Annotated in this window: 23 protein-coding genes and 1 pseudogene; 18 read left to right on the top strand and 6 right to left on the bottom strand. The window is 40.0% G+C overall.

All coding sequences use genetic code 11. The features are described from left to right. Positions 1-92 precede the first annotated feature (92 nt). The 13 genes from MKZ13_RS08000 to MKZ13_RS08060 all read left to right on the top strand — a co-directional run bounded on the left by MKZ13_RS08000 (position 93) and on the right by MKZ13_RS08060 (position 12,408). Positions 93-884, top strand: coding sequence for a GNAT family N-acetyltransferase (locus tag MKZ13_RS08000; RefSeq protein WP_339183143.1), 792 nt, complete (start codon positions 93-95; stop codon positions 882-884). 168 nt (positions 885-1,052) lie between these two features. Continuing rightward, entirely contained in the window at positions 1,053-1,709 is a 657-nt protein-coding gene (locus MKZ13_RS08005; RefSeq protein ID WP_339183145.1) for a HEPN domain-containing protein, read from the top strand. Between the two features lie 189 nt (positions 1,710-1,898). Next, complete coding sequence (locus MKZ13_RS08010) at positions 1,899-2,282, top strand: DUF4259 domain-containing protein (protein ID WP_339185367.1); 384 nt, start codon at positions 1,899-1,901, stop codon at positions 2,280-2,282. Positions 2,283-2,460: 178 nt separating this feature from the next. Further along, positions 2,461-3,261, top strand: a complete 801-nt coding sequence (locus MKZ13_RS08015; RefSeq protein ID WP_339183147.1) for a hypothetical protein — start codon at positions 2,461-2,463, stop codon at positions 3,259-3,261. A gap of 323 nt (positions 3,262-3,584) precedes the next feature. Then, the gene (locus MKZ13_RS08020) at positions 3,585-4,016 is read left to right on the top strand and encodes a hypothetical protein (RefSeq protein WP_339183149.1); all 432 of its coding nucleotides are present in this window, start codon (positions 3,585-3,587) and stop codon (positions 4,014-4,016) included. Positions 4,017-4,198: 182 nt separating this feature from the next. After that, a complete protein-coding gene (locus MKZ13_RS08025; protein ID WP_339183151.1) occupies positions 4,199-4,921 on the top strand; it encodes a hypothetical protein in 723 nt (240 codons plus the stop codon). A 189-nt stretch (positions 4,922-5,110) separates the two neighbouring features. Beyond that, positions 5,111-6,190, top strand: a complete 1,080-nt coding sequence (locus MKZ13_RS08030; protein ID WP_339183153.1) for a hypothetical protein — start codon at positions 5,111-5,113, stop codon at positions 6,188-6,190. A 164-nt stretch (positions 6,191-6,354) separates the two neighbouring features. Beyond that, positions 6,355-7,197 carry a restriction endonuclease gene (locus MKZ13_RS08035; RefSeq protein WP_339183155.1) on the top strand — a complete coding sequence of 281 codons (843 nt, stop codon included), beginning with the start codon at positions 6,355-6,357 and terminating at the stop codon, positions 7,195-7,197. A 178-nt stretch (positions 7,198-7,375) separates the two neighbouring features. Continuing rightward, a complete protein-coding gene (locus tag MKZ13_RS08040) occupies positions 7,376-7,789 on the top strand; it encodes a hypothetical protein (RefSeq protein WP_339183158.1) in 414 nt (137 codons plus the stop codon). 22 nt (positions 7,790-7,811) lie between these two features. Further along, entirely contained in the window at positions 7,812-8,033 is a 222-nt protein-coding gene (locus MKZ13_RS08045) for a hypothetical protein (protein ID WP_339183160.1), read from the top strand. 154 nt (positions 8,034-8,187) lie between these two features. Continuing rightward, positions 8,188-9,006 carry a DUF2971 domain-containing protein gene (locus tag MKZ13_RS08050; protein WP_339183162.1) on the top strand — a complete coding sequence of 273 codons (819 nt, stop codon included), beginning with the start codon at positions 8,188-8,190 and terminating at the stop codon, positions 9,004-9,006. A 179-nt stretch (positions 9,007-9,185) separates the two neighbouring features. Then, complete coding sequence (locus MKZ13_RS08055) at positions 9,186-9,614, top strand: hypothetical protein (RefSeq protein ID WP_339183164.1); 429 nt, start codon at positions 9,186-9,188, stop codon at positions 9,612-9,614. Between the two features lie 694 nt (positions 9,615-10,308). Next, positions 10,309-12,408, top strand: coding sequence for a hypothetical protein (locus MKZ13_RS08060; protein WP_339183166.1), 2,100 nt, complete (start codon positions 10,309-10,311; stop codon positions 12,406-12,408). Positions 12,409-12,529: 121 nt separating this feature from the next. On the opposite strand, the gene MKZ13_RS08065 is transcribed toward MKZ13_RS08060, so the two are convergent. The 3 genes and pseudogenes from MKZ13_RS08065 to MKZ13_RS08075 all read right to left on the bottom strand — a co-directional run bounded on the left by MKZ13_RS08065 (position 12,530) and on the right by MKZ13_RS08075 (position 15,075). Then, positions 12,530-12,694, bottom strand: coding sequence for a hypothetical protein (locus MKZ13_RS08065; RefSeq protein WP_339183168.1), 165 nt, complete (start codon positions 12,692-12,694; stop codon positions 12,530-12,532). A 366-nt stretch (positions 12,695-13,060) separates the two neighbouring features. Next, a pseudogene (locus tag MKZ13_RS08070) lies at positions 13,061-14,148 on the bottom strand (IS3 family transposase). A gap of 681 nt (positions 14,149-14,829) precedes the next feature. Beyond that, a complete protein-coding gene (locus tag MKZ13_RS08075) occupies positions 14,830-15,075 on the bottom strand; it encodes a helix-turn-helix transcriptional regulator (RefSeq protein ID WP_339183170.1) in 246 nt (81 codons plus the stop codon). A 164-nt stretch (positions 15,076-15,239) separates the two neighbouring features. Between MKZ13_RS08075 and MKZ13_RS08080 the strand changes: the two genes are divergently transcribed. From MKZ13_RS08080 to MKZ13_RS08090, 3 genes are all read left to right on the top strand, one after another. Then, positions 15,240-15,446 (top strand): aspartyl-phosphate phosphatase Spo0E family protein, encoded by a 207-nt coding sequence (locus tag MKZ13_RS08080; protein WP_339183172.1) that lies wholly within the window; start codon positions 15,240-15,242, stop codon positions 15,444-15,446. Positions 15,447-15,459: 13 nt separating this feature from the next. After that, positions 15,460-15,756 (top strand): hypothetical protein, encoded by a 297-nt coding sequence (locus tag MKZ13_RS08085; protein WP_339183174.1) that lies wholly within the window; start codon positions 15,460-15,462, stop codon positions 15,754-15,756. Between the two features lie 196 nt (positions 15,757-15,952). Next, positions 15,953-16,555 (top strand): hypothetical protein, encoded by a 603-nt coding sequence (locus tag MKZ13_RS08090; protein WP_339183176.1) that lies wholly within the window; start codon positions 15,953-15,955, stop codon positions 16,553-16,555. Positions 16,556-16,652: 97 nt separating this feature from the next. On the opposite strand, the gene MKZ13_RS08095 is transcribed toward MKZ13_RS08090, so the two are convergent. The 3 genes from MKZ13_RS08095 to MKZ13_RS08105 all read right to left on the bottom strand — a co-directional run bounded on the left by MKZ13_RS08095 (position 16,653) and on the right by MKZ13_RS08105 (position 22,480). Continuing rightward, on the bottom strand, positions 16,653-18,332 hold the full coding sequence (locus MKZ13_RS08095) for an ABC transporter substrate-binding protein (protein WP_339183178.1): 1,680 nt from the start codon (positions 18,330-18,332) through the stop codon (positions 16,653-16,655). Between the two features lie 493 nt (positions 18,333-18,825). Beyond that, positions 18,826-20,436: a response regulator gene (locus MKZ13_RS08100; RefSeq protein WP_339183180.1), complete on the bottom strand. Its 1,611-nt coding sequence runs from the start codon at positions 20,434-20,436 to the stop codon at positions 18,826-18,828. A 226-nt stretch (positions 20,437-20,662) separates the two neighbouring features. Continuing rightward, positions 20,663-22,480, bottom strand: coding sequence for a histidine kinase (locus tag MKZ13_RS08105; RefSeq protein ID WP_339183183.1), 1,818 nt, complete (start codon positions 22,478-22,480; stop codon positions 20,663-20,665). Between the two features lie 274 nt (positions 22,481-22,754). On the opposite strand from MKZ13_RS08105, the gene MKZ13_RS08110 reads away from it, so the two are divergent. Next, positions 22,755-23,612: an ABC transporter permease subunit gene (locus MKZ13_RS08110; RefSeq protein ID WP_174806429.1), complete on the top strand. Its 858-nt coding sequence runs from the start codon at positions 22,755-22,757 to the stop codon at positions 23,610-23,612. 16 nt (positions 23,613-23,628) lie between these two features. Next, a complete protein-coding gene (locus tag MKZ13_RS08115) occupies positions 23,629-24,501 on the top strand; it encodes a carbohydrate ABC transporter permease (RefSeq protein WP_127544821.1) in 873 nt (290 codons plus the stop codon). The last annotated feature ends 179 nt before the right edge of the window (positions 24,502-24,680 follow it).

Genomic DNA, 24,680 nt, shown 5'->3' on the forward strand with positions numbered 1-24,680 from the left:
CATACGTCGGGTCGTGAATACAGGAACGTTAGGCGAAACCGCCCAGGAGTAATTGTATAATTGTATGCGGATAAAGGAAGGGGATAAATTGAATGATATTGAATTTGGAACTAGCGGATATTTTAGAAAAATCTGAAATTAATTATATGGTTGATCGAATGACTGCAATCAGAGAACGAGAAGGAAACCCTGAGGGAATTGAAATAAAACGATTCGGGGAGAGCACGGCGTTTTATAGTAAAACCATGCCATGGGGTCTTTTTAATAATGTAAAGGGAAGGATTTCTGAAGATGTCATTGAAGATATCTTAGACTTTTATAATGAGCGGGAAAGGAATTTTGAGATTCAAGTCATCCCGGGTAATATAAATCAAGAAGTTATGAAAAAACTCCATAATATAGGCTTTTATCAATCAGGATTTCATACAACGCTTTTTTGTGTACCTGGAAATCTAAATTCGTTTGATCATCATAAATTGGAAATTCGTGAACTACTCGAAGATGAGTTCAATACATATGCAGAAATTCATTGTTTAGGTACAGGATTATCTCTTGATGGGAAAGAACACGTAGCTGCAAATAACCGAGTACTGTTTTCCCGTCCTGGATGGCACTATTATTTGGGGTTGGATCAGGGCTATCCAGTTGCAGTAGCTGTAATGTATATAGAGAACAATGTTGCTTCATTAACATTTGCGACAACACTACCTGAATATCGAAATAAAGGATTTCAAACAAATTTATTACTTAGACGAATTCATGATATCTACAACAATTGTAATCTCGTTGTGAGTCAGTGCTCATTTGGCTCGCAAAGCCATCGGAATATGGAAAGAGTGGGTATGAGAATTGGATATACCCGGGCAACATGGACAAGGAATTAATTGTGAGGGGAAATTTAGGCTGGCATCGCCTAAGATAATATTCAAGCAGCGGCCCTTCGGAGCCTTGGTCTGCGACGTGGATTTCGAAGAGGCTTTTCAGCAGACAACCCCGTTGGGGTTCATGAATACAGGAACTTTATCTGAAAGTTCAAAAAAAGGAGTGTTTTTATGCCATCATACTCATACCGTGATTACAAAAGAAGAACTATCGATGTAAAAAAAATTTCAAGAGATTATAAATCATTAAGAACGATCTTTAATAAGCGTGGAAGAGTAGGGTTAGATCATTTATCTCGAAGTGGAATTTTGCTACTATGTGGTGCTTGGGAAACCTATGTAGAAGATATAGTAAGAGAGACGGCTACTCATTTCGCAACGCTGAATACAATAGATGAGTTGCCTAGGGAAGTGAAAAAGACTATAGCTAGTTATGTAAAGAATCACAAGGAAGATAATAAAGTATTAAAATTAGCAGACGGAGGTTGGAAGACGTTATATCTTGATGAGATTGTTGAACCCAATATTTCAGGATTTAATACTCCTAAAGTTTATAATATTAAAGAGCTTAGTAAGAATTTAATAGGATACGAAGCATTGTTAGATTGTTTATCTTCAGAAGACCGAAAGTCGATTGATGAATTTGTTAAATTTCGGGGGCACATTGCTCATACTGTTAGAATGAGCGGAGAAAGGTATCTTTCTGTAGAGGCTCTTGATGAGTATGTAGAGGATTTTCAAGAAATAGTTAATACTATAGATAACCATTTACTCGATTATTTAAGGACGCATATAAGTGCAAGATTGTGGAACAAAATAAGTGAATAATTCAATAAAGAATGAACCTTCAGTTAACATAATATTCACGCTACGGGCATACGTCCTTGGCCCGGCATTCGCCGAACACCCGACATACGTCGGGTCGTGAATACAACAACGTTATGTGAAAATCCCTAAGGGCTTTAAAACATAATGACACATTTTGGAGGTTAATTGATGGGAGCATGAGGAACTGGAATCTTTGAGAACGATGATGTATTAGATTGGAAAGCAGATTTACTTGATTCTGATGACATCGAATTAATTGAAGAGACGATTGAAGAAGTATTAGAAGAAGAATATATTGAGTCAGATTTAGCTTCAAATGCTCTAGGCGCAATTGAGATCCTTGCAGCATTACAAGGTAGACCTGGAAAAGACATATTGAATAATCAAAGTAATACTGAAGATCTACATGACTGGATTGATACACATAAAGGTAAAGGGAAAAAACTCATTTCAAAAGCTAAAAGAGCAGTTAAGAAAATTAAGAAAGATTCAGAACTAAAAGAGCTATGGGAAGAATCAGAAGAATATCCGATATGGTTAAATACGATAAATGACTTAGAAAATAGATTGTGAATAAATGGATATCTTTTTGAGAAGAGGGAACTTCACATAACAAAATATTCAAGCAGCGGCTCCATTGGAGCCTCGGTCTACGGGAAGGATTTCGGAGAGGAATTATAGCAGACAACCCCTTCGGGGTTCATGAATACAGGAACGTTAGATGACATTATTGAAATGAGGAGCAGCAATTATGGAAGAAAGAGAAGTTAAAGAAGATGTTGTAGAAGATCCTGTAGAAGATGTTGTAGAAAATCCTGTAGAAGAAGAAACTTCAAAAAATGGGAACATTACAGAGTTTCTAAATAGAATTGAAGAAGGGATTATCGAGGCTAAGTCTCAAGTAAAGAAGACGACAAAAGATAAGAAGATATATTTTGGGTTGTCAATTGCATTTGTTGCTCCAATAGTTGCAAAATATTTTGGTCAATTTAATCTTAATACTGTAGTTGAAGTTATATTGTGGGTACTTAGCATTCTTATTTTTATTGCAGCTCTGGGCACAGATTCTAGTAAACATAAAGACGAACTTGAAATATTAGAGTATCGTAGAAAATTTCTACTTCAATTGACTAATCCTAATTATAAGCCTACCTATTTTGATAGTCTCGTTAACATCAATATAGAGAATCTAAGCGAATATTATTCTTTAGTAAAGAAACATACACAAAAAAGTTTCATATTGTCTTGTACAGCCTCAGCATCTGGTTTTGTACTTATAATTCTTGGATTAGTTTTTCAATACATCAATCGAGATTATGAGAATATCTCTTTTCTGGTAACTTGTTCTGGTGTTGTAGTAGAACTAGTATCAGGGCTATTCTTTTATTTGTACAATAGAACTGTCCGTCAGCTTAAAGATTATCACGATAGTTTGTTAGAAGTTCAAAATATCTTGTTATCATTTAAATTAATTGAAGAAACGGGAGAAACGAGTGAAAGGCTTCCTTTAATCACAAAAATGATTGAATTTTTAGTGAGCCAACGAAAATGAAAATAAGTATCTCAGAGAAGTCAATAAACATCATCTAACATAATATTCAAGCAGCGGCTCCGTTGGAGCCTTGGTCTGCGGAGGGGTCTCGAAGAGGAATTTCAGCAGACAACCCCTTTGGGGTTCATGAATACAGTAACGTTAGCTGAAATTAATGTAGAACCGTCATAAACCCTTTACTAAGATTTAGAAAGGATAAACATGTATAAGTTAATAACTTTATTGATTTAGTAATTCTGTTGGGATGATCGGATGATACGCGAAAGAGCTTTGAACAAGATGACTCAATAAATAATAATCCCTTAAAGGAGGAACTAAGCGAAATGTATACCTATAAAGCTATTACTGAAGAAGATCAAACATTAGGATTTTCGAAATTTCTGGATACCGGCATTTTCGAAGGTAAAGAAAGTGCGAAATTTAGAGGATCGCTTCTTACTTTGTTTGGGGAACCCTTTTATAAGTCAGATAATGCTGAAGATGCGTACCATTATTTAATTGAAGTAAGCCATAATACAAGTAAGTGGAATTTTATGGTTTATGAAGGTCCTTCAGGACCTGCGATTGGTTATGATAGCAATGAAAATCAACCAAACGCAATGGAAGCCTCAAAAGCTTTGCTAGAGAAAATTAGAGGAACAACACCTTCTGATTTTAATGAAGTCGTCTATTACGAAGACTTCGGCTCGAAAATTACATATGGATCTAAGAACGGAGAATGCTTTTATAAAGAAGAAAACGAAGAAAATCATTAGAATTTGAGGATATTTCATAGAGGACATTAACTTCAGCTAACATAATATTCACGCTGCGGACATTCGTCCTTGGGCTGGCAGTCGCCAGACACCCGACATGCGTCGGGTCGTGAATACAGGAACGTTATACGACAGAATCAAGATGGCAATATCAAAGAATCAACTTTAGAGAAGGAGAAATTATGAATAACTTAGATTTAGATAAAATTCTTGCGGTAATTTTGAAAGAAATACAAAATGAAACAAGGGGATGGTTAATTGGAAGACCGTGTAGCGAAGAAGCGTTTTTAAATAGACTTACTGAAGTTTTAGCAAAGAGAAGGAAGTGCGATGTAGGAACTACTGAAGTTTATAAAGTAGAGGTTGAACAGCATATTCTACATAGGAAGGGTAAAAATCAAACGGATAAATATGGTTCAGACCTGGCAGTTACAATTTCTATTCCAGACCAAAAATTCTCAAAAACAGCACTACTTCAATTAAAAAAAAGCGAAAATTATAAGGCTCAACTTTTGCGAGATCAAATACAACAAGCCTCACAATTTGAACCGATTAAGCAAAGAAGTTTTGTTATGGTAGTTGATGAATTACGAGGAGGCATTAAAGTTAATTCGATTAATAGTATTGAGAAAGAGATACCTATTGGACAAACTAGTAAGACTTTTGAATGCAAAGAGTGGGATGCACTTTCAAAATGGATTATTAAATGGATGAGTTGTGAGGTAGGGGCTGGAAATACTTCTAGCGATCCAATGCCTATTGAAAGATTATTAAAAAAACAAATCATCAATCATGAAAAGATTGGCCAACTAGAACTTGATGATATTTATGATTCAAATGAATTTGAACTTCCTGAAAATTTCTTTATGACAAAAAGCTGGATAAAATATACTTTTAGAAATTAATAACCTTACAATAGAGTTTCAATAACTATGTATGTAAATCAGAGAAGTGATTCCGTCGCATAACATCATATTCACGCTGTGGGCATGCGCCCTTGGTCCGGCATGTGCCGGACACCCAGCATACGCTGGGTCGTGAATACAGGAACGTTATAGGAAATAAACGCAACTTCAATTGATGGAGGAATCCTTGTGAATAAAGAAGTGAAGATGAGATCTTTGGGACTCTCACAATCTGAAGTAAAATCATTCAAAAATAAAAAAGTTGAATTCAATAAATTAACAGGAACAATAATGAAAAAAAGCCGAGCGGATGCTAAAAGACTAAGATGCTACATCTGTAATACTGAGTGCAGTAGTTTTTGTAATTCCCATTCAGTTCCAAGATTTTGTTTAGATAATATTGCTGTAGATGGTCGCCTACTTTATTCAGGCAATTTAATTGACTCAGTTATGTTTGATAAACCTAAAGGGATAAATGAAGCAGGGACATTTAAAATAATATGTAACGATTGTGATAGCAAAGTTTTTAAAGATTACGAAAACCCTGAAAACTACTTTAATGAGCCGAATGATAAAATGCTCTCACAAATGGCTATGAAAAACTATTTGAAGAACATTGGTAAAAGAGAACTTGAAAATGCACTATATCCTAATATTGAACAGTTACCAGGCGGATTTGCGGATCATATGCACTCTATTAATAAGCTTGATTTAAGAGAATATGTTATGGGATTTGAATATTCTAAAAAGGCTACGGTATCAAAATGGAATGACCATTTTTACTTGGCTTACTTCGAATCTCTTGATTATGTTGTTCCAATAGCTTTTCAGAATTGTATATCATTAATAGCTGATTTTGAAGGTAATACTATAAATGATATCTATAATAGTTCTCAAGAGTATCTTTTAAGTGAAATGCACATAAGTGTATTGCCATTTAAAGATCATAGCGTTGTATTGATTTTTCTAAAAAATGAAGATAATAGATACAGAACTTTCTTTAAAAAATTTAAAAAGCTCACAATTCAAGAAAAATTAAAAGTGATTAATTATATAATTTTTAGTTATTCGGAGGATGTCTTTATTTATAAAGGATTAGATAAAGAAATTTTAGAGAACGAAGAATTAAGGAGGGTAGCGCAACAGACAAATGTGGCTGAAGCAGCTACGCCGTTTGCTAATTTCCTTGAAGAAGCTAAAAGAGTATTCGATCTACAGAATAGAAATTCTATTCCTAACTTATTGGATGAATCTTATAAAGTAAGATGAAATTTTAGGCGAAATCGAAGAAGGCGTTAACATCCTATAACACAATATTCACGCTGCGGGCATACGCCCTTGGTCCAGCATTCGCCAGACACCCGACATGCGTCGGGTCGTGAATACAAGAACGTTATCTGCAATGACTGTAAGTATATCGAGGAGGTTATTTCATGGCAGTACCTAAATATGATGAGTTATTTAATCCTGCACTACAGGCTCTTCATTCTCTTGGAGGTTCTTCTTCAATAGCTGAAATGGAAGAGGAAGTAATTAAAACTTTGAATTTATCTGAAACAGATGTTGCAGATTTGCATAAAGGAAATACAACGAAATTAAGTTATCGTTTGGCATGGGCACGTACATATCTTAAAAGATTTGGTTTACTTGAAAATTCCTCTAGAGGAGTATGGTCATTGACACAGCGAGGGCTTGCGACAAAAAGTGTTGATAAAAAACAAGTCAAAGATACCGTCCAAAATTCAAAGTTTCAAGTAAATATAGTAGGATCAGAATCTGAAGAAGAAAATGATGATGTATCCGAAGAATATGAATGGAAAGATAGATTGCTTGAAATAGTTAAACATATTTCTCCTGATTCATTTGAAAGATTATGTATGAGGCTTCTACGAGAGTCAGGGTTTACTCATGTCACTGTAACTGGAAAGAGTGGCGATGGTGGAATAGACGGAAAAGGAGTTGTGAAGTTAGGAGGACTTTTATCTTTTCATGTGGTTTTTCAATGTAAAAGATATAAAGATACAGTTGGTTCTGGAGTAATAAGGGATTTTAGAGGGGCTATGCAGGGAAGAGCAGATAAAGGCTTAATTATTTCTACAGGAACATTTACTAGGGATGCGCGTCAAGAAGCTCAACGTGATGGAGCTTCCCCAATAGACCTTATAGACGGTGAAATGTTAACTGAAAAGTTGAAAGAATTAAAACTGGGAGTAAGAGTAGAAGAAAAGATAATTGAAGACATTATTATTAAGGAAGACTGGTTTAGTAATTTGTAGGTAGCTCATAGTTGACCGTCACAGCAGATAACATAATATTCAAGCTGCGGCTCCTAACGGAGCCTTGGTCTGCTAGATGGATTTCGAGGAGGCATTTCAGCAGACAACCCCTTTGGGGTTCATGAATACAGGAACGTTATCCGAAAGATACTGTAATTACAACTAGGGGGAAGATGCGATGAAGATAGAAGAAAAGATGATTGAAAGATTTAATTCATTAATCCATTCAGGTCAAAGAGTACTATCTACTAGATCATACAATGAATTTGGTGATGATCAAGTAGATCAAGAATTAGCAGTACAATGGCTTTCAAGTACTGAGAATTTAATCCAGAGATTATTTGGATTAAATAGTGTGCATTTAAAACGAATTGAGAGCATTGTTGGACCTCATACATATTTATCTTATGATCCGTCTTCACAAATACTTGGAGTTCTTAAATCGGCTAAAGAGGATTATGAATTTGGTATGATGCTAGATCTTAAAAAAATCATCGAAGCAGAAATCTTTGATGATTTCTTTGAACAAGCAGAATACTTGTTGAATAAGATATTTTCAACCGGCAGCGGTAATTACAGGTTGTGTACTTGAGGATGCTTTAAGAAAGTTATGTTTGAAAGCTGAAATAGAAATAGGTGATAGACCTAAATTAGATAAGATGAACGCTGATCTAGCCAAGAATGAAATTTATAATAAACTAACTCAAAAACAAATTACTGCTTGGGCTGACTTGAGAAATAAAGCAGCTCACGGTCATTGGGATACTTTTAATCAAGATGATGTAAAACTCTTCATTCAAGGATTGCGTTCATTTATGATTAATAACTTTGATTGATTAGACGAAGAAGTCAGTATCCATCGGATAACATAATATTCACGCTGCGGACATTCGTCCTGGGTCTGGCATTCGCCAGACACTCGACATATATCGAGTCATGAATACAGGAACGTTATCTGAAACTGCTTAAATGCTGATAAGGAGAAAAACTATGTCGTATTATACAGATGATTTCATGTTTGATGTGATGGGAATTGAAGAAATTCCAGATTATTTATTTCATTACACTTCATTAGAAACCCTTGCATGCATACTAAAGTATAAAACATTGAGATTTACTAGGCTTGATAAAGTAAACGATAGAAATGAGGCGACTTCTAAAGATTTAGAACATGCAAATACTCTTGTTTTTGTTTCTTGTTGGATGGGAAATGATAGCGAATCTATACCAATGTGGAATATGTACACTTCTGGAATGAATGGTGTGCGCATAAAAGCTCCAACTAATTTGTTTCCAGGGAGAGAGAAGCCGGTTGTCTTTGAACGAGGAGGTGCAAGATTAGGTTACAACGGCGATCCATATGTAATTTCACGTGTTGAACCAGCATTCGGCCTGATGGGTAGAAGTATAGTTGGACCTAATAAAGTTCATTATTCAAATGATCCTAGATACCTGCACGTATCTTGTAAGACTACTTATCAAGATAGAACTGTCTTAGACTTTAGCGATCTTGGGATGTTTAAGGATCTTGGTTGGTCATATGAAGAAGAATGGAGATACAGAATACTCGGAATGCTTGATGCAGATTATCCGAATGATAAATTTCTTAATGAAGTAACTCTTGATTTAGGAAGGTATCCAGTAACGCCAGAACATATCGATATAAAACTAGATGAAAGTATATTCAACGAAATAGAAATAACAACCGGACCTAAAATGACGGATTCACAATTCATTTTATTAGAGGCGTTGATTGAAAAATATGCTTCGAAAACAGTTGTAAATAAAAGTAGTTTAAAAATAAGGTGAATGTATTTCAGGACGTACAGCTTCAGATAACAAAATATTCATGCATCGGGCATATGCCCTTGGTCCGGCAGAGGAATTTTGGGGAAGCAGGGGCAGCCTGACACGTCCGACCTCGTCGGACGTCGTGAATACAGGAACGTTATGCGCAATCCCAAGACACAAATGTAAAGGACCACAAAATGAGAAATAGAACAAAGATTTTTATGGGATTGATCATAGCAATAATAGCAGGGGTAATCATCGTACTGGTAAGAGGTGACGAAAATCAGTCACCCTTAGAATATATAAAAAAGGATAGTTATCATAGTGAATTTAAGATTACAAAAAACAATGAAGTGATTATAACCGAAGAAATCCATATTCAAAATTGTAGTAACGACTTACAAAACTTTAGAGTGATAGGGATTTATTCAGAAGATTTTAATCAGGGTTTACTGACAACTGAAAAACTGAATGGATATATAGGAAATCGTAAACAAGAAGTTTTAGAATTAGGTGCAAATCAAGAAAAGACTTTCAAAATTAATTTTATAGGGAATAAGGGATCGATAAATACGAAGCAAGATCGAAATCAACTTGAAGATATTGTATTTGAAATCATAGAATAAATAAGAGGGAAAGAAGAAGATCCGAAGAAGTATGGGACAGCGCATAATATCATATTCAGGCTGCGGACATTCGTCTTTGATCTGGCATTCGCTGGACACTCGACATACGTCGAGTCGTGAATACAGGAACGTTATAAGATCATGAAATACGGCCGAAAGAGCATGAAATGATAAGAGCCTAAGAGAACGGGATGTCGATTCTATGCGAATCATGGATTAGGAGTTCATAAAATATAAGGTACATTGGAACTAACAGGAAAGATGAACAGATAGTCTTTTTTTGAAATGGATAATTTAGTATCGGAAGTATATAGACATTTAGCCATAAGGTTTTTATGGTGCTTTTAAACTAAAATTTTAGAGATTTCAGAACAGATTTTTACTCATTGTAGTTCTTCGTTCCGTTTTCGATCTGTAATGTGCAACTGGATCGCTAAGCGTTTAATCGCGCACTTTTTAAGACACTTGTACGTCGGTCGCTAACGTCCATCTGGTTGCATGCCTAGTAATCTTGTATCATGTCCTCATTCAAGTACCACAGCTCAATTCAGTTCGTGTCGCCGATTGAGCTGTCTAAGGTTTGTCTAAAACTGTAAGTCAAACAATCTTATTTTCTTATTTTGAATTTTGTTATTTGCGTTTTCTGCATCGTGATCTATCATTATACTTATCTGCTCTAAGGAGGGAACTTTGCATGAAGAAGATTATGGGTGTAGCCAATACTGACCAAGTCAACAAATACAATGTGCGCTTTACTATTTCTGCGTTAGAATCTGCCTACGCCGATATGTGGAACACGGGTGTACCTTCTTTTTTAAACCACGACCATGAGAAGCCGATCGCATGGTGTACCGTTGCTGCTTTGTTTTTTGAGCCAGGTCAAGTTAGTACGATAACTCTTTCACATATGCCTGAATCCGAGAGTGAACAGCTTATAGTCCAAAGAATGATAAAAAAGTATTATACAAACGCGACTTCTGATTTTATATCACAATACAGATCAGAATTACATGATGCTGTAAAAGAGCATATAGTAGGAGAACATAAATATTGCGCAACAGAGTCGGCAGCTATTATAAACGATGGAATAGTAGAGCGTTTATTCCCAAGTCTCTTTAAGGATGCAGATAAGCACGGGCTTGTTGAGTTATCCAAACTCAAGCAGTTAGCTCCAGGAATCTTTGAAATCAATGGACTTGTAGTTTATGCGAGTCCTTTTTTCCGTAGATCTTTCTCAAGACTCAATACTCTGAACACTCCTTTCTTGAGAAGGTTCTCAGAAGTTGCAGGGCAAGGAAATGCAATAGCTAAGATTGCTATCGATAGAGATATGATTGGATTAGCAAAATCGGTTCATGAAGTTTTTGAATTTTCGTATTGGTGGGGGCCAAAATTTAACGAATCGCTAGATGAGATTCATCCAGGCGTGACTCAGCATAAAAATGACGAAACGAATACGTATTTCTCGGATATCGATAGAACAGATTTTTGGTGGTACGTTCAAGATAATCGTAAAACCTTTGAATGCGAAGAAGTGATTACCCAGCCTAGCTTAGGTATAAGCAATGCTGATTACGGGTGCCGATTTGTTCATAGCATGATAGATGTGAACAGCAATGAGCCTTTCCACTTAGATGGAGCAATCAGACTTTATACTGAAGATAAGATATTAAGTAGATGGGATAATGACCTCAGTACTTCAGGTAAAGACACGGATTATAACAAAATCTGGAGATTAGATGGGTCAATCAAAGTAAGCGAATGGAAAGAGCTTATTACTCATTATTATCGAGATAACATGTTGATTGGTGAGTACTTTGATGGAGAGGATGAGAAGAAAGATTTTAAACCAGCAACAATAAAGGATTTTACCAATGAACATGTACTGTTGTCTGACTTTGTACCTACTCATATGCAAATCGGTGACGGAGTACGGTTAGCTGTTTCGTATCACCCGAACAGCTCCAGAGGTCGAAATGGAAGAAAGATCAGGGCATTAAATATGATAGAGCTTAATGGTATTAAGGAAAAATATGTAGAGTCCGATGCTTTTGAGTTGATTAAAGCCTTAAAAAGACATGGAGAACCTAGCTCAGCTGTAATTGGCGGTATAAAACATCTAGCTTTTGAAGATACAATTATAAACTTCCCTTTAGTTCAGCACTTTGGCACAGATGCAGTATCACAAGCTAACCTTACTTTAAGAGCTATTTGCGATCTCTGTAGAGCTTGGAATAGCGGAGATACTGATAGAGCTATAACTTTTAGCATTGCCATTGAATACCAAAGTAAAGAGGTACATTTCTCTTTTGCAGGCCATGTCCAAGATTTATACCTCTGGATCTCGGGCAATAAGATAAGTTTTCCTGAAAACGAAGCACAAATGTCAGAGTGGAGTGAAAAAGCTGCAGAATATTTATTGAAGGATTTTAGTAATACACCTGCCAATCCGGGATTGGGTAACTTGCTTAGAGAAAATGGGCTTTTGCACTTTCAAAGGTATTTCCTCCCCCAAGAAATGTATACTGCCTATTTCGATAAAGAGAAGCAGGCCTTGTCTGTACAAATGATTTTGCCTGAGAATGAACAATTGATGTTGAAAGCAATTGAAAAAAAGAAGTTGCAAGTGACACCTATGTTTTTAGTGGAATCTTCTAGCTGTAGCAAGTGCGGAAGAGAATATTCTGATTGTGGTTGTTCAAAATATTTAGACGAAAATGTAGGAGAGAATATGGATCGGGTAGAAAGGTTAGGAATTTTTTGGACTAGAAGAAGCTCCGACAGATTTTATTAATTTATATCAAATTTTTGAATCACTATATAACTAAAATGCCTTTGCCTGACTCGTTGATCATGAGAGCCAGGCGAAGGCTCATTTACTTTACAATACCTTGTTACTAGAATCGCTTAGAGGCTTAGCTAAATAACAACTTGATAATGAAGCGAACGATAGCAGAAAGTGCTTTGAGAAACGTCGGGTATTTGTTTAAAATCTTTTCTGCATGCTTATTGGGAGCCACATATTGGGCATCGAGGCGGACGACAAAAACATTAACTTTTTCTTTCAATTGCTGATACATAAACGAATTCCTCCTTGAACAAAATTTGCGTCCAAGGTCTATGCATCATATCCGTTTACATGTACAGAAATTGAAAAAAAGTTTAAAGCACCTAAAATCATGTAGCTCAAAAACTTCATTCTTAGTCGAAGTGAGCTCGTTTTTCCCCTAAAAAGTATCATATCACCTCGTGTTTGAATCCAACTCACTCAATGCTACCAATGTCCACGCGCTAATTTTTTGGTTTCACATGCGCAATTATTAACGTTTTAAGTGAATTCTTGCGCTCTAGTACCGCAGTACACGCATTTTTCTTCTGTATTACTACTATGCTTTTGGACTGTCAACACTAAATCAGACAGCTTTTTTAATGGCTTGTTGGCGATACTAAACAGGAGTCAGATAGCCAAGTGTTCCATGAATTCGGTGTTTGTTAAACCAATTGACATAGTCGTAGAGTTCAAATTGAAGCTCTGTTCAAGATTCTGGAATTCCATCTTGTTCATAAACTCGGTTTTCATCACTTTATAGGTCGCTTCGGCTACCGCATTGTCGTAGGGACAGCCTTTCATGCTTAGCGAACGGCCAATCTCAAAGGTCTCCAAGAGATCATCCATTTCTCGTTGGAGAACTCGCTTCCTCGGTCGGTGTGAAACCACTGAATGTGGCGTAGGTCGCCTTCCACGCTTGCAAAGGCATGGGAAACAGCGCAGCATCCTTGTTTGGGCCTGCACTATGTCCAATAATTTCCCCGTTGTACAAGTCGAGCAGAATGCAGACGTAGTTCCATTTGTTTTGGACTTTCACGTAGGTCAAGTCGCTCACCACAAAGCGCTGCCTTTCCGTCTGTTCAAATTTGCGATTTAACATGTTAGCTGTGGAGGACTCGTTGCATGTTGTTTGATGCGGCTTGTACGAGACGCAAGCGTATACGTCGAGACTAGGCCCTGCTCTTTCATGATTCGCCGATCCGGCGTCTGGATAGAAGAAGCCCTTGTTCGAACAGCTTCACTTTAAGTTTGCGTGTTCCATAGGCTTTGCGTTTTTTGCGAAATATTTTGACGATTGCCGCTGTTTCTTTTTCTTCTTTGGGTTTTTTTTCGCTTCATAGTAAAACGTACTTTTTGCCATTTGGAGGACGTCGCACATTGCTGATACCGAGTATTTCTTCCGAGTTCTTCGGATAAGTTCTACTTTCGTCCCATGACCAGCGCGGCTTGCTTTAAAATGTCGTTCTCCATCTTGAGGCGTTGGATTTCTTTGCGCATCGTCAGAAGCTCATTCTCTTCGGCAGAACGATTGTCCTTCTCTGTGAAAGAACCGGTATTTTTTTCCTGCTTGATCCAGCGATCTAAAGCTGAGGCTGTGAGGTCTTACTCCTCCACAATGGCCGTTCTAAACTTCCCATTTTCATAAAGCTGTACCGTTTGTTTTTTAAACTCGCTTGTAAACGTTTTTCTTTGCGATCTAGACATTGTAGAAATCCGCTCCTTTTCTGGGTTAGATACATTCTACAAGCCCTTATTTTTTCTGTCCAACTAAGTGTAGCCTATCCATTTGAAATCATAGAATAAATAAGAGGAAAAGAAGAAGATTCGAAGAAGTATGGGACAGCGCATAACATAATATTCACGCTGCGGGCATGCGCCCTTGGCCCGGCATTCGCCGGACACTCAGCATTCGCTGAGTCGTGAATACAGGAACGTTATAGGAAATTAAAAAAAACTATAAAACTCCAATGATTCAGTGAAAAATGATGAACAAATCATTAACTTATTCACAAAAATTAAAGATACTTATATTGATGAAACAGATGATGATCTAATGATTGCTATTACATTTTTTTCTTAGTAGATTCAATAATGTACTTTCTATTTGAGAATGTAAAGATGCTTTTGAGAAATGGGTATATATCATTGAGCAGTCTTCGTATCTTTCTGTTCAAAAAGAATGGCTTGGAGCTATGACAGACAGTCCTTCAATATAAGGACACTTACAAGTAAATAGTTCAAATTAAGTTAGTCTGTCGAGTTTAGACAGGCTCCTTCTAATTTATAAAGACTGGACGAATGATAAAAGAAGTGAGGTCTGCCTGTTTATAATAAAATACATTTGTCGAGGAGGATTAATTATTATGGACAAGTTTATCAGATTCATTATTCTTCACCAAGCAAATACCCCACAGAAATCTCCAAAGCTTTCGCTATCATCACCACTTCATAATCTTGAACTAGACGATACTGGCCCTCAAGACGGGAAAGGCTGGTCTGACTGATATCCAAACCCAATGTTTGCAATCTCGCGAGGAATTCACGTTGTTTAATGCCTTTGCTTTTACGAATAGCTACGACTCGGGAGCCGATGATGTTTTTATCGCCAGGCGGTTCTTGTCTATGCTTCATTATGTACACCCCTCATTTCAACCAAATTGTATGAGAAATAATGGTTGTTTTAATGCGATTATCGAATTAAAATGAAATAAACCGATAATCGCATTAAAAATGACTGCTCACGTCTAGCATTAACAAGACATGGCGCAGTTTAGACCCATCAGAGAGGTGGATGTATGAGCCGGTTGCTTGACTTATTGGAAGAGGAACGGCGCAAGCTTAATCAGCTTGGTGAGGCATCCTTGAAGCAAGCGATTCCGTTGTGGGAGAACCCTGAGGTTCAGGAACAGAGCCGAAGGGTGGATGAACTGGTGGCACAAGTTAGTGAGATGAAGGCAAGATATAGCCGAGTTGTACGATTATGTGAGGTACATAATGCGTAGGGGAGGAGAAGCTATGGATTTTCCACGGTGGATGCAACGAGCGATTCAAGCAAGGCTGGATGAGGTGACTGCCCGGATTGAACATGATCCTGAAATGAGGCGAGTACGTGGGGGAACAGACGAAGCATTTGAAGTTTTGTTTGCAGGTAAAGATGTCGAGCAGACACCTGAATATACCGAGTGGGAGAATCGTTATATTGTCAGCAAAGGCATAGAAAATGAGCGGTTGTATATGCAGGGACTACGAGATGGTATTCAGCTCACAGTATCCTTGCTGGGTCAGTCGATGCCAGAGGAGACCGATACTTAGGCTTGATCCACTAAGCGAACCCATAAGTCAGGGGAAGCTACCTCGAACTTAACTTAAAAACCGGAGCCGAAGCGTGAATTCATCGCTTCGGCTCCGATTTTAATGCTCTACTTTTCCAAATTCTAAATTAAGGAAAGGAGGGCATTGAGTATGTGTTAAGCTTTAAGAAACAAAGGCAGAAGTGAGGTATGGTTATATGAAAAAAAGATCTAAATACTTAATCTTACTTTTTGTGTTTATTGCGATTGTGTTTGTTCTGCTTTTTTTTTTTAATACCAACAAAAATGAAGCCAATGAGCCAGTAGTTAATGGCAATATCATTCACGTCAAAAAATTTGATCTGGATGCCAAATCAACGAATTTAAAGACAATGACACAAGGATCGATATTCGTTGAGAGTGAGAAGCAGTATATTGATCATATCAAAATAGTAGCACATGTAGAGATTGACCCCGCTGACTGGGGTGGTGTTGCATTTTATATCCCTGATCAATGGAGTGTCTCCAGCATCACCAGCAGTTATCCTGAACATCAATCGAAGTTGAAGCCTGCTGAGTATGTATCCACCTGGAGGAATTCTTCTGATGACTCTTCATGGCGCACAATGATTGAAATTGGGAGAGAACGAAATTACATAGCAAATGGCGGAGGTACTGGAACGATTGTGATCGAATTAAGTCCCGATAAAAAGGGGATGTCCACCTCTGAGTCATTGAAAATTGGTATTGAGGTCGGATCAGAAGAGAAAAATGGAAAGAGAGTTATGGGGACAGATTCTGTTGAAGTTCCTGTATTTTAAAGTGCTAGGTTACCTAAATATAGAAAAACAAGCCGAAGCGATGGCAATGCACGCTTCGGCTTGTTTTTTATTTTGAACCATGTTACTTCTTCAATTCTTACTTCGCACTCACAGACTTAAACCAATCATTCACTTCTTGCGTGATCTGATCTCCGCCATTGGATTTCCAGTTGGCGACGAATTGGTCAAAGGCATCAACCGGCAGTTTGCCGTAGATGATTTTGTTGAAGGTTTCCATCTCGGATTGGCGGAGCAGGTTCCATTTGGATACCATGGTTGGTGTTGCAGCGCCAGTGAAATAGTTTTGCTTACGAATGTCGATTTGCGACATCACAACTTTGGCAGCGGCCCAGTTTTCCGGTTTACGGAACTCGGCCATTTGTTTCTCGTAAGGTGTTTCGGGTTTCTCGCCGTTAGCCAGTTTCACGAGTGTTTTCATATACAGATCCGGGATACGGGCCGGACCAGTCAGGAACGGAAATTCGTTGGAGAAGTCTTTGATCTTCTCTCTGTTACTGGTCGGCTGTCCATCTATGATGTCCCAATCGTAGCCTTTGGCGAAGCCGTGTTCATATTCACTGCCCGTAGCGGGGTTCGCCAGGTTATCGAGCAGATAGTTGTAGTACAGGAAGATTGCTTCGGGATGTTTCGCATCCTTGTTGATCATGATGCTCGCATTGACGCCAGAGTTCTGCCACTTCGTTCCGATTTTTCCATCTGGACCTTCTGGAATGGGATAGGCTTTATAATTGGCGTCAGGTAAGTTCTTGATGAGGTCGGGAGCAGGCCAGTCTGGAACCCAGTTGGCACCAGGCAGAATGCCTGCGGCACCTTTGGTCCAGCTTTCGGCTGCTTTACGTTCGTCCCACAGGGCGGAGTCGGCATGAATATATCCTTTTTCCATCCATTCACTGAGCTTGGCAAGTGCTTGTTTTGCTCCGGGATTAACAGAGCCGTATTCCAGATTACCGTTCGCGTCCTTGTTCCATTGCTCTTGGACTGTTCCGTATGCACCGAATAACCAGTCGAGCGAGCCCATCCAGGTATTCGTATTACTTTTCAGCGAGATTGCGAGTGGGAAAACTTCATTTGGAGATAGGCCATCCGGATTCTCATTTTTGAATTTATCCATGATGTTCTCTAGATCTGCGATAGTCTTAGGAGCTTCCAGATTCAGCTTCTCCATCCAGTCTTCTCTAAGCCACAGCAGGGTATCGTCGTTATCCGTGTACTCCATGATGGGCATATTGTATTTCTTTCCATCCTTGGTGAACGGATACCAGAGCTCGGGATGCGCTGCCGCATGGTCCTTGAGCGTTTTATTCGCATACTTGTCGAACAACTCATCAATGGCGATGAATTGACCGGAGTCGATCAATTGATTGGTCAGTACCGCATTGGTGGGTACGGTTACGAAATCAGGCAGTTTCTCACCAGAGGCGACAGCAAGTTGAAGCTTCTGTCTGTACTGATCATCACTGGCTGGATACCAGGTATCTTTATGCTTCATGCCCAGCGTTTCCAGCATCCAGCGATCGTGTACGTTATTTTCTTTGGTATCTCCTTGCACGTATTTCTTCGGCATTAATACCGAACTGAACTCGATGGGAGGGTCATATTTTCCTTTAGCAAAAGCAGCTTCTGCTTCAGCTGAGCCGACAGTTCCCGGCGTATTATTACCATTGTTACTGCCTGTCTCGCCACTGCCGCACGCAGTGATCGTGATGAGCGCGATAACCATGAGCAGTGACCACCATGTTTTTTTGAATTTGATCATTGTTCAATCCCCCTACGGTGTATGATCTTTAAAAATGCGTGTTCAAAAAGGCCGGTTTTCAGTACCGAGAAGATGGGATGAAGCTAGAAATGGAGTAGCGGAGCGTAGATAGAGCTACGTGAGCAACGGACATTTCGGCTGAATTCCATATTCGATGCTGATGATGCCGCTAGGCATCCTTCGTAATCAAAAGCGGACTTTTTGAACAACCTCTACAATGTAACTGTACCAATTTGGGCGGGAGGGCATCTATATGAGTTTGTTAGTTTCCATAGGACTCTATTAGTGAATGTTCAAATGAATGTTCAAATGAAGTTCAAAAAATTTGGTTTTCAGTACCGAGAAGATGGAATGAAGATAGAAATGGAGTAGCGGAGCGTAGGCAAACTACGTGAGCAACGGACATTTCGGCTGAATTCCATATTCGATGCTGATGATGCCGTGAGGCATCCTTCGTAATCAAAAGCGGATTTTTTGAACAACCTCTAAGATGTTATTTGTGCTGGTCTCTGTATTCCTGCGGCGTAACGCCAAACTGGCGTTTGAACACTTTGATAAAATAAGCCGGGTCCATATAACCAATCTCTATGCTGATTTCGTACACTTTTTTGGTGGTCGTGACCAGCTTGTGGCAGGCCCGATCCATACGCAGACGCGAGATATAATCACTGATGCCTTCGCCCGTTTCGATCTTATAGATCTTGGACAAATGGGTCGGGTGCAGATTAACATGGTCGGCTAGTACACGTAAAGAAACATCCAGATGCAGGTTCTTATCTGTAAAGTCCTGAATCTTCTTCACATACTCGGAACGGATGTCCTTAATCTCGTTGGACGTGCCTTCCTTGAGTTTGCCAAGCACACTGAGCGACCATTTCCGCAATTTGCTGATGGTAGCGAAAACTTCCCCACTTTGCAAATCCTCAACATCATTTCCCATTAAAGTGGTCAGGGTCAGCTTGTTCCGGTGAGCAATATTAGTGAATGAAGCCGTAATAAGAAAACCAGCCTCCATGCAATGTTCCCAGGATTCCGACCATTTCTCATCCAGCTCCGCGCAGACCGCGAGGATTTTCTCTTCGGCGGCATCCCACTGTCCGCTTTCCAACAGACTAATGAAAGTAGGCGGGGTATAAAGCACATCGAGTGGACCTTGCGCCGCAGGTGTCTCAACATCGCTCACGCGCATAACGAATTCGCGTTCGTCGCCAACAATCTGCCGGAAATAGGCGGAAGCCTGACGGAAACGATCGTAAAGCTGATCCGGAAAGGTGAACCACTCGGTGATAACGATGGAGAGGGAGCCTTTTAGAAACTGTTTTACTTTGGATTGGAGCTGAATCGATAGCTTCTCCAGAATGGTTTCTTTGCCAATATCGCCTTTCCGTTCTTTCAACTGAAGCAAAAACACCAGATATCCGTGCTCCTCCTTGACGCCCCACACTTCCATAAACTCACCCATAATCTCTTCCGCCATATTGATGATGGCATATTCGATCAGGGTCTGATCATTGCTATCATAGTGTCCGAATTCTTCTTCCAGACGTACCAGCATTAATGCGGCATCCCCGGTGTGAAAGGGGAGATTGTAATTGGCGAGCTTCCGATCCCATTCGGCAGCGGCGATTCGTTGTCCCTGCAAAGCCCCTAGGAGCAGTCGTCCCCGCAAATGGGGGAGATTCTCTCGCAACGTAAACTGCGTTCGTGTCAGTGAACTGACCATTTCCCATTCATTGTTCAATTGATCAATGGCCTTCTGGACAGCGCCCATTAATTCATCGTCTGTTGGCGGCTTCAGCAGATAGTCCACAGCTTCGAACTGGATGGCTTTTTTGGCGTAATCAAATTCGGAATATCCGGATAACAGAATACATTTTATTTTTTTGTCCCGGATGCGGATGCGTTCGATCAGTTCAATGCCTGTCATTTCAGGCATCTGGATGTCCGAGATCACGATATCGATGGGGTGGGTGTCGATCATTTGAAGTGCTTCGTGTGCCGAGTATGCTTTATGCACATGTTCGATCCCCAGTGTGTGCCAGGGCTTGGTCATGGACAGGTTATCGACCCAGTGAGCTTCATCGTCTACGATCATCATTTGCATGTTTGTATTGTCTCCTTGGTGGTTGAACCCAGACATCTGTACACTTGCCACTCCGATGACAGAATAACCTTCCGATCGCTGTTATCCCCAGATTTATTGAATGAATTTTATAATGTGTAAATCTGGTGATAAAGGCGAGCACTCCGTTTCTTCAGGTTTTTTCTGTCCTCTGCGTTATCGTGTACGTGATCTTGTTCAAAATTAAATCGTCAATTTATTGTTTGTATTAACTTAAATTCGTATCGGTATTACCTTTATCGGAATCGGTGTCCTCTTTTGGTATCTCCCAGATGATTTCGGTTCGGAATCCGCCAAGTGGGGATGGGCCAAATAGGAGGTAGGAATGACTGCCGAACAGGTGCGTGATTCGTTGGTACGTATTCCAAAGGCCGCAGCCCATTTCTTCTTGTAAGGGTTCCTGCATCTTCAAGTTCAGCGCTTCGTATTGTTCCGGGCTTAAGCCTGGGCCGTCGTCGTCGATGTATATTCTGCCAAAACCATTCAAGCGCTCCCCGGTAATTCGGATTTCCCCGGATGAATAGGATTTCGCCACGCCGTGTATCACGGAATTCTCGACCATCGGTTGAAGCATTAATCGTGGTACAGACTGGGCAAGCATATCCTCTGGGATATCGATGTGATACTCGATGCGACCATTGCGCAGTTTCTGGATATCCAGATAGTTGATCAGCAGCTTGATCTCTTCTTGTAGCGACGACGTCTCCCGTTCCATACGGGTGGTGTAGCGATAATACGCACTTAGGTTATGCGCCATGGAGACCACGGCTTGCTCGTCCTTCATCTGGGCCATGTTGATGATATAACCTAGACAATTATATAGGAAATGCGGATTGATCTGCGCTTGTAATTGTTTCAGCGTAGCTTCCCTGGCTCTAATTTTCTCATGGAATACATTTTCGATGAGATCTTGAATCTGATGGGACATATCGTTGAATCGGCGGAACAGGAATGAGAACTCATTCTGGTTTTTGCTATACAGTCGGACAGAATAGTCCCCTTGTTCTACACGGCGTAAACCTTTGATCAGCTTTTTGATCGGATATTGAACATTCCGGTACAGCAGGATCGACGCAGAGATACCCACTACTAGCAGCAAAATCATACAGGTGTAGAACAGATTCTGACTCAGCGAGATGGGTTTCAAAATCTGATACAGTGGAATCACGTCAACCAGATGCCAATCCAGATAAGTGGACTTCACGGAACTAACCAGATAGTTCTTACCGTTCAGCTCTACGACATCCTGTGTAGTATCTTCCGGAGAATGCGTGTCCAGATACTGAATGAGTTCTGCGGATAACTGCTTGTCCGCGCTACGATTGAGAATGGGGGAATTTCCTTTGTGATACAAGAAAGGATCGCCTTGTCCGCCCGCTTTATACGTATCCAGCATATTTTGAATGTTCTCATAACTGAAGCTGGCTTCAATCACCAGATTGCTTCCCGTGAGCATCCCCGGCTGTGCCAAGGAATCGGTATAGAACCAATAGAAGGAATTTAGTTCATCCTCTGATACGGCTCCTTGATCCCCATAGGTCCATCGTCCGCTCATATTTTTTTTCAGATACTCCTCATCATATCCTGTGGTTCGATTGTAGTTGGCGATGACATCCTCATTCTGCTGTGAATGCACCGCATATCGGGTGGGCCATATATCCGTAACGCCGGTTTGCAGCGTCATCTTCTCTTGTATCACATAACGGGTCTGCATCCGGTCATACCGATCATCCCACATATTGAGGCCGTTGAATGCTCTGACATTCGGGTCTCTGGAGAGAATGAGGCTGAAATCCATCATCTGGTTGATGCGGGAGTCGATCTGACTGGACAGAAACGTGAGCTGTTTTGTGTTGGAGATCTGCAGTTCTTTGCTGACGACATCATAGGTGACGTTATTCGAGTAGGTGTACATGATTAGAATGGGGATGAACAAGACCACAATTAACAAGTTTATTTTGGCAAAAAGACTGAATGGGGATTTGATTTTACCTTGAAAAGGCATTAAGCGCTTCCATATATACATGAAAAGTCTCCTTCTAATTCGTGTGTAAACAACCTCTTCTGATGATACCCTAACAAAACACTATCAAGCCTAACAATGTTATATAGCAGACCTCAGAATGGCTTGATACTATTTATATCAGAGAACCCGATCACACACAAAAACTTTTTTTGGGAACAGGAGAAGCGCTATGGAGGCTAAATTGGAGGGTAAGCGGATCCCGCAGGCAAACGTTGGGAACAAGCTGGATAAAAAGAGAAAAAAACGCTACAAACAGCCATGGATTCTGCACTTTATGGTGTTGCCGGCGGCCATTATGGTCTTTATATTTTCATACATTCCGATGTCCGGGATTTTGATGGCATTTCAAGATTATAAACCTGCACTGGGATTTTTCAATTCCGAATGGGTAGGACTGAAGCACTTCAGGTACATGTGGGAAAATGATTATTTCTTGCAGATTACGTGGAACACGTTGTTCTTTGCCTGTACGAAGATCATCATGAACCTGATCATTCCGTTTGTCTTCGCCTTATTGCTCAACGAGGTACGGAAGATGGCACTGAAAAGAACGATTCAAACGCTTGTGTATCTTCCTCACTTTCTGTCCTGGGTCACCCTGTCTGGTATTCTGATCGACATTCTGGCACAGACGGGTATTCTAAATCAGTTTCTAGTCTCGATCTTTGGCATCAAACCAATCTTCTTCCTCGGGGATGGCAGTTGGTTCCGATTTACGGTCATTGCAAGTGATGTCTGGAAAGAGTTTGGATTCAACACGATTATCTTCCTCGCGGCATTATCCGGCATTAATCCATCACTTTATGAAGCGGCTGAAGTAGATGGGGCGGGACGCTGGAAACAAACGGTCTATATTACCATCCCGGCTCTTATTCCGATTGGGATCGTAATCGCAACGCTGGCACTGGGTAATGTGCTCAACGCCAACTTTGACCAGATCTTTAACTTATATAGTCCATTAATATATCAGCAGGGGGATATTATCGATACGTTTGTGTATAGAGAAGGTCTGCTAAGTGGTCAGTTCAGTTTCGCTACCGCGGTGAACCTGTTCAAATCCGTCATCAGTTTGATCCTGATTGTGATCTCCTACCGACTGGCTTACCGATTCGCCGGATACCGAATTTTCTAGAAAGGAGGACGAACTGATGTATCATAAAACGATGTCCTACCGCATATTCAGCATATTCAACAATGTGTTCTTAACCATCATTTCCCTGCTCTGTTTGCTGCCTTTGTATCACTTACTAATGGTATCGCTCAGCGCATCTGCACCTGCCAATGCGGGATTAGTTACACTCTGGCCGATTGGTTTTACACTGGAGGCCTATGCGAAGACGTTTGTTAACGCCAATTTTCTCTCCTCCTTGTGGGTGTCCGTTGAGCGGACGGTGCTTGGTACAGGGCTAGCGCTAATTGTGAACACAATTGCAGCATACGCCCTCTCCAAGGAGACACGGGTGTTCCGTGCACGTAACATCTATCTATGGTATTTTGTCATTACAATGTTATTCAGCGGCGGTCTTATTCCGGGGTATATCCTGATCTTGAAGCTTGGCCTGATGAACTCATTGTTGGCCCTGATCCTGCCAGGATTGGTTGCAGTGTTTAATATCATTCTGTTGCTCAATTTCTTCCGTACCGTGCCCAAAGATCTTGAAGAAGCTGCATTTATCGATGGAGCAGGACACCTTCAGACGTTTATCAAAATTTATCTGCCCGTGTCCGTGCCTGTCATTGCTACAGTATCCCTGTTCATGATGGTTGGGCATTGGAACGCATACTTTGACGGAATCATCTACATCCGTGATGCGGAAAAACTGCCACTCGCGACATTCATGCAGACGATCATCGTCCAGGCCGATATGTCGAGAGTTGACCCGGAAATTGTCGCCAATCTGTCTCAGCGCACGATTCGTGCGTCACAGATTTTCATCAGTGCACTGCCAATCCTGCTCGTGTATCCGTTCCTGCAACGTTTTTTTGTGACCGGAATCGTGGTTGGGGCTGTGAAGGAGTAGTTACGTGTAGAGGTTAATAGGTTGTGAATCAAGGAGTCACTGAACTGGGGAAGGCCAGGGAGGTGGCTTCTTTTTTGTGTATGGAAAAAGAACGTTGCACGTATATAGTGTATTACCTTTATTTGAATAAAATGGTACTATTGTAATTGATTTAAAGTTATCTTTATTATTCATATCAG

This window comes from Paenibacillus sp. FSL R5-0701 (assembly GCF_037973995.1).
Taxonomy (GTDB): Bacteria; Bacillota; Bacilli; order Paenibacillales; family Paenibacillaceae; genus Paenibacillus.